The 10901-nt window shown below is 54.2% G+C and carries 1 protein-coding gene; it reads left to right on the top strand.

The window, feature by feature from the left end; genetic code table 11:
- Positions 1-9 precede the first annotated feature (9 nt).
- Positions 10-10839, top strand: coding sequence for an amino acid adenylation domain-containing protein (locus ACGF49_RS18790; protein WP_387492256.1), 10830 nt, complete (start codon positions 10-12; stop codon positions 10837-10839).
- The last annotated feature ends 62 nt before the right edge of the window (positions 10840-10901 follow it).

Raw genomic sequence — 10901 nt, 5'->3', positions numbered from 1 at the left:
CGTTTTGTGGTGGCACAAGAAACTGATGGCCGTTGGATTCTGTTGCAACTGCTGCATCACCTGATTGGCGACCATGAAACGATGGAAGTGATGCACCGTGAAGTGCAGGCGTATCTGGCAGGTCAGGAGGAGAGCCTGCCTACACCGGCGCCTTTCCGTAATCTGGTGGCGCAGGCCCGGTTGGGGATGAGTCAGGAGGAACATACCCGTTTCTTTACTGACATGTTAGCCGGGGTGGATGAACCCACGTTACCGTTCGGGTTGACGGAAGTGCATCGTGATGGCTCGCAGGTGGCTGAATCTCACCGGATGCTGGCGCCTGAGCTAAATAACCGTTTGCGCGGTCAGGCCCGACGCTTGAGTGTTAGTCTGGCGACCTTGTGTCATCTGGCTTGGGCACAGGTGTTGTCGCGTACCAGTGGGCAAGATCAAGTGGTGTTCGGCACGGTGCTGTTTGGGCGTATGGCGGCGGGAGACGGGGCTGACAATGGCATGGGGCTGTTTATCAATACCTTGCCGTTACGGTTGGATATGGATGAGACCCCGGTACGGGAGAGTGTGCAGGTTGCCCATACCCGATTGGCCGGATTATTGGCGCATGAACACGCATCACTGGCGCTGGCCCAGCGTTGCAGCGGCGTGCAGGGTGAGATCCCCCTCTTTAACAGCTTGCTGAACTATCGGCACAATACTTTGCCGGTAACGTCAGATGATTTGATGAACGGTATTGAGTTTCTTGGCGCACAGGAGCGGACCAACTATCCGTTAATGCTATCGGTAGAAGATTTTGGTGATGCTCTGGGGCTGACGGCTCAAGTAGTGCAGCCGTTTGAGCCGGAAAGCTTGTGCGGTTATATGCAGCAAGCGCTAGAGAGTTTGGTGACAGCGCTGGAACAGGCCCCGCAAATGCCGGTACGACAGTTGGAAATTCTGCCGGAAGCGGAGCGTACCTTGTTGTTAACAACTTGGAATGCCACGGAAGCCGCTTATCCTGACCAGTTGTGCATTCATCAATTATTTGAACAACAGGTGGAGCAAACCCCTGACGCGACAGCGTTAGTGTATGAAGAGCAGACCTTCAGTTATGGCGAATTAAACGCCCACGCTAACCGGCTGGCTCATCAGTTGATTGCACTCGGTGTTGTCCCTGACCAGCGAGTGGCGATTTGCGTGTCACGTTCACCGGCGATGGTGGTGGGATTGCTGGCGGTCATGAAAGCGGGCGGGGCGTATGTGCCGCTAGACCCGGCTTATCCCGGCGCGCGTCTGGCGCATATTTTGCATGATGCTGCCCCAGCTGTGGTGCTGGCGGATAAGGCTGGCTGGGTTGCACTGGGCGAGGAAGCGCTGACCGGACTCGTGGTGCTGGACCCGAATACCTTGCCTGAACAGCCGGACAGTAACCCACAGGTATCTGCGCTGACTTCGCGGCATCTGGCCTATGTGATTTATACCTCCGGTTCCACGGGAGTACCCAAAGGGGTGATGATTGAGCACCGTAATACGGTTAACTTCCTGCACTGGGCACAGCAGGCTTTTGAAACGGAAGCGATCCGCGAGGTGCTTTTCTCAACGTCGATGAATTTCGACCTGTCCATTTTCGAATGTTTTATGCCGTTGTCCCGTGGCGCGGCGATTTATCTGGTGGAAGATGCGCTGTCATTGATGCAGCATGCCCTGCCGGTGACCTTGATCAACTCCGTGCCGTCTGCGATGAAACCGTTATTGCAAGCTCAGGCGCTGATGGCGTCGGTCCATACTGTCAATCTGGCGGGAGAGCCGCTTAAAGGCGCTTTAATTAAACAGATTTTCCAGGAAACACAAATAGAGCGGCTATGCAATCTCTATGGGCCTTCTGAAACGACAACCTATTCTGCCTGGTTGCCGATACAGCGAGGTGACCGGATTATTGAAAGTATCGGGCGTCCGATAGCCAACACCAGCCTTTACTTACTGGACGAGTATGGTCAACCGGTGCCGTTGGGCGTGGTGGGGGAAATTTATATTGGGGGAGCGGGCGTGACGCGTGGCTACCTCAATCGCCCTGACTTGACGGCGGAACGTTTCCTTATCGATCCGTTTAGTGATAAACCGGATGCCCGCATGTACCGCACCGGGGATTTAGCCCGTTACCTGCCGGACGGCAATCTGGAATTTCTGGGCCGTAACGACCAGCAGGTTAAAATTCGCGGTTTCCGCATTGAACCGGGGGAAATTGAGGCCCGGTTGTTGGAACATCCGGCGGTGAGTGAATCTGTGGTATTGGCACAAGGTGACGGGCAGGAAAAACGGCTGGTGGCCTATGTGGTGGCGGAAGCTCATGAAGGGTTGATTAATAGCTTACGTGAACATCTGGGCGCTCAGTTGCCTGATTACATGGTGCCGACGGCCTTTGTACGGCTGGATGCATTGCCATTAACGCCGAACGGTAAACTGGATCGTCAAGCGCTGCCGGCGCCAGACAATGAAGCCGTGGCCCGTCAGGTTTATGAAGCGCCTCAGGGAGAAATGGAAATGGCTCTGGCGGCGATTTGGCGTGAAGTTCTGGGTGTTGAACAGATCAGCCGGCATGACAATTTCTTTGCCTTGGGCGGCCATTCGTTGCTGGCGGTGCGGGTAATGAACCGGGTAGCCGCTTTAGGCGTCGAACTGCCGCTGACTACCCTGTTTAAGTCCCCTTCATTGAGGGTATTTGCTGAGGCTATGCAGACTCGGTCTGGTCAACCGGATAATATTTTGCCGATATCCCGCGAGGAGACGTTACCGCTGTCATTTGCGCAACAGCGCTTGTGGTTCCTGGCGCAGCTTGATGGGGTCAGTGAAACTTATCATATCCCGATGGCCCTGCGCTTGTCTGGTCAATTGGATATCGCGGCCTGGCAAAAGGCGCTGGATACCTTGTTTGCCCGTCATGAAGCATTGCGTTCTGTCTTTATCTCTATTGATGGTCAGCCACAAGTGCGGCTGTTGGAACCGGATAGTGGCTTACTGTTATCTCAATATGACCTGCGCGGCGTTTCGGATGCTGATGAAGTCCTTGAGCGCCTGAGCACGGAGGAGGCCCACGCGTCATTTGACTTCGAAAGTGGCCCGCTTATTCGCGCTGCTCTCATCCGGATCACCGATGACGAATATCAATTTTTACTGACGCAGCATCATATTATTTCCGATGGCTGGTCTGCCGATATATTGATGCAGGAACTGAGCACGCTCTATACCGCGTTTATAGCCGGGCAACCGGCTTCGTTACCGTCATTGGCGATTCAATACCCGGATTATGCCGCCTGGCAGCGTCAGTGGCTGTCGGCTGAAAGGGTTCATATTCAATCCGACTATTGGCGTGCAATGCTGGCTGACGCGCCGGTTCTGCTGGATTTGCCCACTGATCGGCCTCGCCCGCCGGAACAGTCGTTTGCCGGCGATGCCGTGCCGGTTAACCTGGATGTGGAATTAACGGCAGCCCTTAAGCGCCTGAGTGAGCAGCAGGGCGTCACCTTATTCATGACGCTGTTGTCAGCCTGGTCCGTGGTTCTGTCACGTTTGTCAGGTCAGGACGATGTGGTGATTGGCACGCCAAGCGCGGGCCGTGGTCGTCGGGAAGTGGAGCCGTTGATTGGCTTCTTTGTCAATACGCTGGCGTTGCGCATGGATTTATCGGGTGAGCTGACGGTGAGTGAATTGCTGGCGCGAGTCCGACAAACCGCATTGACGGCGCAGGAGCATCAGGATTTACCGTTTGAACAGGTGGTGGAAATCGTGCAACCACCACGCCGGTTGGCGCATACCCCGTTGTTCCAGGTGATGTTTGCCTGGCAGAACAATGAGAACTCAGAATGGGGATTACCGGGGCTGGCCGTCTCACCGGTCGATCAAGCCGTTGATATTGTCAAGTTTGATCTTGAACTGGGCTTGTCGGAGGAGGAGGGCAGGATTGTTGGGGAGCTGAGTTATGCTACCGCCCTGTTTGATCCGGCAACAATGGAACGGCAAGTGGGATATCTGTATGCGGTGCTGCAAGCGATGGCGGTTAACCCTCAACAGCCGATCGGGGAAATTGATATCCTAGCCCCAGCGGAGCGCAAGCTATTGCTGGAAACTTGGAACGCGGCGGAAACCGCCTATCCTGAGGCGTTATGCATTCACCAACTGTTTGAACAACAGGTGGAGAAAACTCCAAAGGCCACGGCGCTGGTGTATCAGGAGCAAACCCTCAGTTATGCCGAATTAAATGCCCGCGCTAACCGGTTGGCCCATCAGCTTATCGCATTGGGTGTCGTACCTGACCAGCCGGTGGCGATTTGTGTGTCGCGTTCACCGGTCATGGTGGTAGCGCTGTTGGCGGTATTGAAAGCCGGTGGCGCCTATGTGCCGCTGGACCCAACCTATCCGTTAGAACGTTTGGCGTATATCCTGAATGATACAACGCCGTCAGTGGTGTTGGCTGATGCGACTGGACGGGCGACATTAGGTGATGAAGCGTTGAGCGGGCTGACGGTATTTGATCCGAATACCTTGCCAGACCAGTCGGACTACAATCCGCAGGTAGCTGCGTTGACGCCACAACACCTGATTTACATCATCTATACCTCCGGCTCAACCGGGCAGCCGAAAGGGGTGATGGTGGAACATCAGGCGGTGTATCAGCGTCATTTGGGCTTTAATGAGACCTATACGGTGACGGCGCAAGATCGGATGTTGCAATTTGCTTCTTTTGCATTTGACGTTTCAGTGGAGGAATGTTTCTCGACATTATGCAATGGCGCCACGTTGGTCATGCGTGATGACAGTTGGCTGGCGTCTATGTCGGCGTTTATTGGCTTAGCCTGGCAGCACCGTATCACAGTGATGTCTCTGCCGGCATTATTCTGGTCCGAACTGATTGCCAGAGACAACAAGGCATTACCGCTACCGGATTGTCTCCGACTCATTATCATTGGTGGAGAGGCGGTTAAGAAGAGCGCCATTCAGGATTGGTTTGTACGGGAAGTCCACCGGCCCCGACTGTTGAACGCCTATGGGCCGACGGAAAATACCGTAACGGCGACTTGTAAGGAGGTTTTATCCCCAGCCGATGATTGCTCTATCGGCCGACCGCTTAAAAATACCTGCGTTTACCTGTTGGATAAATACGGTCAGTTAGTCCCGTTAGGCGGCGTTGGCGAAATGTATATTGGCGGCGTGGGTGTGGCGCGAGGCTACCTTAACCTGCCGGAATTGAGCGCGGAACGTTTTATACCCGATCCTTTTAGTTCAGAACCCGGCGCACGGATGTATGTTACTGGGGATTTGGCCCGCTATTTGCCGGATGGCGACTTGGAGTTTCTGGGTCGTAACGATCAGCAGGTCAAAATTCGCGGCTTCCGGGTTGAGCTAGGGGAAATTGAAACCCGGTTGGAAGAACACCCGGCGGTGCAAGAGGCGGCAGTGCTGGTATGGGAAGATGAGCAGGGCAAACGGCTGGTAGCCTATGTGGCGGCAGAAGCGAATGAAGGGTTGGCAACCCGTTTGCGTGAATATTTGAGTGCGGTTTTACCTGACTATATGGTCCCGGCAGCCTTTGTGCGGCTGGAGACTTTACCGCAGACCCCAAATGGCAAGTTGGATCGTCGGGCGTTGCCGGCACCGGGGGAAGAGGCGTTTGCCCGTCAGATCTATGAAGCCCCGCAAGGGAAGATAGAAACGATGCTGGCGGCTGTCTGGTGTGAGTTGCTGGGCGTTGAACAGATTAGCCGGCATGATAATTTCTTTGCCTTGGGCGGTCACTCGTTACTGGCGATGCGAGTGGTGAATCGGGTAACTGCTTTAGGTATTGAACTGCCGCTGACTACCCTGTTTAAATCTCCATCATTAAGGGATTTTGCGGAGGTCATGCAGGCCCGGATGGGGCAGTCGGACACGCTCCTGCCGTCCATTCTGCCGATATCCCGTGAAGGGGAATTACCGTTGTCATTTGCGCAACAGCGCTTGTGGTTCCTGGCGCAGCTTGAGGGGGTCAGTGAAACTTATCATATCCCGATGGCCCTGCGTTTATCTGGACAACTGGATATCGTGGCTTGGCAAAAAGCGCTGAATACCTTATTTGCCCGTCATGAAGCGTTACGCTCTGTCTTTATCTCTATTGATGGTCAGCCGCAAGTGCGGTTGTTGGAACCGGATAACGGCTTACTGTTATCTCAATATGACCTGCGTAGGATTCCAGATGCTGATAGAGTCCTTGAGCGTTTGAGCGTGGAAGAGGCTCATGCATCATTTGATCTTGAAAGTGGCCCGCTTATCCGCGCGGCTCTCATCCGGATCACCGATGACGAATATCAGTTTTTGCTGACTTTGCACCACATTATTTCCGATGGCTGGTCTGCCAATGTGCTGATACAGGAACTGAACACGCTCTATATGGCGTTTATGGACGGACAACCCGATCCCTTGCCGCCGTTGGCGATTCAATACCCGGATTATGCTGCCTGGCAGCGTCAGTGGCTGTCGGTTGAGCGTATTCAGGCTCAATCTGACTATTGGCGTGCCATGTTGGCTGACGCGCCGGTTCTGTTGGATTTGCCTACGGATCGGCCTCGCCCGCTGGAGCAGTCATTTGCCGGCGATGCCGTGCTGGTTGATCTGGATGTGGAATTAACAACGGCCCTGAAACGTCTGAGTGAGCAGCAGGGCGTCACCTTATTTATGACGTTGTTGTCAGCCTGGGTGGTGGTTCTGTCACGTTTGTCAGGTCAGGACGATGTGGTGATTGGCACACCGAGCGCGGGCCGTAGTCGTCAGGAAGTGGAGCCGTTGATTGGCTTCTTTGTCAATACGCTGGCATTGCGCATGGATGTATCGGGTGATCTGACCGTGACTGAGTTGCTGGCGCGAGTTCGACAAACCGCATTAGCGGCCCAGGAGCATCAAGATTTACCGTTTGAACAGGTGGTGGAAATTGTACAGCCGCCGCGCCGGTTGGCGCATACGCCGTTGTTCCAGGTGATATTTGCCTGGCAAAACAATGAAAGCACGGACTGGGAACTGCCGAAGCTGGCCGTCTCACCAGTCGATCAAGTCGTTGATGTTGTCAAGTTTGATCTTGAACTGGGCTTGTCAGAAGAGGAGGGCAGGATAGTTGGGGCGTTGAATTATGCCACCGCCCTGTTTGATTTGGCGACGATGGAACGGCAGGTGGGATATCTGCATGCGGTACTGCAAGCGATGGTGGCTAACCCTCAACAGTCGGTCAGGGAAATTGATCTCCTTTCTCCGGCGGAGCGCACGTTATTGCTGGAAACTTGGAACGCCACGGCAACCGTCTATCCTGAGAGGTTATGTATTCATCAGTTGTTTGAACAACAGGTGGAGAAAACCCCTGACGCGACAGCATTAGTGTATGACGAACAGACCCTCAGTTATGCCGAATTAAATGCCCGCGCTAACCGGTTGGCTCGTCAGCTCATTGAACAAGGGGTGTATTCCGGTGATTATGTTGCGCTCTTGCTAGCACGCTCAATGGAACTGGTGGTAGCCCAATTAGCGATTCTCAAAGCCGGCGCCGTTTATGTGCCGATAGATCCTAGTGTGCCGGATGAGCGGAAAAACTGGCTGATCAGTGATTGTTCAGCCAAGTTGTTGCTTACCGATACGCAGGCGGATATTCCGGCTAACTTGACTGTGCCGCTGCTTCGTCTCTCGGATGAGGCAGATACGGTTCATGAGCAAGATCGCCGCAACCTTGACTTACCGCGTTCCAGCACCGAGTTAGCGTATATTATGTACACTTCCGGTTCTACCGGCACACCTAAAGGGGTTTTGGTGCCGCATCGTGCGGTGGTTCGGTTGGTTATTAATAATGGCTATGCAGAAATTGGGCCGGAGGATCGGGTAGCTTTTGCCGCTAATCCGGCGTTCGATGCCAGTACGTTTGAAGTCTGGGCGCCATTGCTCAATGGTGGCGCGTTAGTGGTTATCGATCACGCCACTTTGTTGACGCCGCAGGCGTTTGTACAGACTCTACGGGGTCAGCGAATGACCGTTCTGTGGTTGAGTGTCGGATTGTTTAACCAGCTAGCAACGGAGTTGCTTCCGATTCTTCCACAGATAAAGCTCCTGATTGTCGGCGGAGATGCCCTTGATCCCCATGTTATCGGTCGGGTACTGAACACCAATCCGCCACAACGGCTATTAAATGGCTATGGGCCAAGTGAAGGCACCACTTTTACGACCACATACCGTATCACTGCATTAACATCGGGAGCCGCCCGCATTCCTATCGGTCGGCCGGTAGCCAACACGCGGGTTTATCTGTTGGATAAGTATGGTCAGCCGGTGCCGTTGGGGGTGACCGGAGAGATTTATGTGGGTGGCGATGGGGTAGCCTGTGGTTATCTTAATCGACCTGAATTAACCGCCGAACGTTTCCTTGTTGATCCGTTCAGTGATCAACCGGATGCCCGCATGTACCGCACCGGGGATTTGGCGCGTTATCTGCCGGATGGCAATCTGGAATTCCTGGGCCGTAATGACCAGCAGGTTAAGATCCGTGGTTTCCGTATTGAACCGGAGGAAATTGAGATCCGGTTGGCCGAGTACCCAACGGTGCGTGAAGCGGCGGTGTTGGCACGTGGCGAAGGGCAGGAGAAACGGCTGGTGGCCTATGTGGCGGCACCTGCGGATAAGGGGCTGGTGAACAACTTGCGTGCTCATCTGAATGCTATTTTGCCTGACTATATGGTGCCGTCAGCTTTTGTACGGCTGGACGCTTTTCCATTGACGGCTAACGGTAAGTTGGATCATCAAGCGTTGCCGGCACCGGACAATGACGCCTTTGTCCACCAAGTTTACGCCGCGCCTCAGGGAGAAACAGAAATCGCGCTGGCGGCGATTTGGCGTGAATTACTGGGCATTGAGAAGATAAGTCGCTATGACAGCTTTTTTGCCCTAGGGGGGCATTCGTTGCTCGCGATACGGATGGTTGAGCGCCTGCGTCACTTGGGATTGTCACTGACGGCGCGTGATCTGTTCCAGTCGCCGAAGTTGTCAGACTTGGCGCAAACGTTAGGGCAGCATCAAGCTGTGATCGTGCCGCCTAACGTCATTACGCCGACAACGACAGCGTTGACGCCGGCAATGTTGCCGCTGATTGATTTGACTCAAGCCGACATTGACCGCATCGTCAGGCAAGTGCCGGGCGGGGTGAACAATATTCAGGATATCTATGCCCTATCGCCGTTGCAGGACGGTATTTTGTTCCACCACTTACTGGCAAACGAAGGCGATCCCTATTTGTTAGCCGGCCAGATGGTCTTCGCTGATCGGACTCTGCTAGACCGTTATCTGGTGGCGGTGCAACGGGTGGTTGATCGCCACGATATTCTGCGTACCGCCTTTATCTGGCAAGAGTTGTCTGTGCCGGCTCAGGTGGTCTGGCGTCAGGCGCCTTTATCGGTGACTGAATTGGATTTAGACCCGGCGGATGAGCCGATTGGTGAACAACTGGCTCAACGTTTTAATCCTCGTCGTTACAGTCTTGATCTGAGCGAAGCACCGTTGATGCGGTTTGTGGTGGCGCGGGAGACTGATGGTCGTTGGACTGTACTGCAATTGTTGCATCATCTGATTGGCGACCATACCACGTTGGACGTGATGAATGGCGAGGTTCAGGCGTATCTTGCCGAACGGGAAGACAGCCTGACTTCCCCGGTCTCTTTCCGTAATTTAGTGGCTGAAGCCCGGTTGGGGATGAGTGAGGAGGAACATACCCGTTTCTTTACCGAGATGTTGGCGGAGGTGGACGAACCCACGCTGCCATTCGGATTGACGGAGGTGCATCGTGATGGTTCACAGGTAACGGAATCTCACTGGATGCTGGCGCCAGAATTGAATGACCGTCTGCGTGGTCAGGCCCGGCGTTTGGGGGTCAGTCTGGCGGCGTTGTGTCATTTGGCTTGGGCGCAGGTGTTGTCGCACACCAGCGATCAAGAGCAAGTGGTGTTCGGCACCGTGCTGTTTGGGCGCATGGCGGCGGGAGAAGGGGCTGACAACGGAATGGGGCTGTTTATCAATACCTTGCCTCTGCGGCTGGACATCGATGATACCCCGGTACGGGGGAGTGTACTGGCCGCCCATACCCGGCTGGCCGGATTACTGGAACACGAACATGCTTCACTGGCGTTGGCTCAGCGTTGCAGTGGCGTGCAAGGTGAGATCCCTCTCTTTAGTAGCTTGCTGAATTATCGGCATAATGCATTTTCAGCAACGTTGGATGAACTTGTAAACGGTATTGAATTTCTTGATGCGCAGGAGCGAACCAATTATCCGTTAGTGCTGTCGGTGGAGGATTTTGGTGAATCCTTGGGATTGACCGTTCAAGTTGCCCAGCCGTTTGAGCCGGAACGGGTATGCGGCTATATGCAACAGGCACTGGAGAGTTTGGCAGTCGCGTTGGAACAGGCCCCGGAAACGCCGGTACGGACATTGAGCATTCTGCCGGAAACGGAGCGCACACTGTTGCTGAAAACTTGGAATGCGACGGAAACCGCCTATTCTGAGACATTGTGTATTCATCGATTGTTTGAACAGCAAGTGGAGCAAACCCCTGACGCGATAGCGTTAGTGCATGAAGATCAGGCTCTCAGTTATGCTGAATTAAATACCCGCGCTAACCGGTTAGCCCATCAGCTTATCGCATTGGGTGTCGTGCCCGATCAGCGAGTGGCGATTTGTGTGTCACGTTCACCGGCAATGGTCGTGGGAGTATTGGCAATACTGAAAGCCGGCGGGGCCTATGTGCCGTTGGACCCGGTCTATACCCTGTCTCTTGATCAGATCTCCAAATCAACTGATTTAGCCAGCAAATAGCCGTCTATCAGGGTTTGCAGCCGAAACCAACCTTCCCAAAGTCGTTCCCATCCGACTCGACC

The sequence above is a fragment of the Photorhabdus sp. RM96S genome (assembly GCF_042879335.1).
GTDB classification, from domain to species: Bacteria; Pseudomonadota; Gammaproteobacteria; order Enterobacterales; family Enterobacteriaceae; genus Photorhabdus; species Photorhabdus kayaii.
This window is presented reverse-complemented; position numbering and strand designations above follow the sequence as displayed.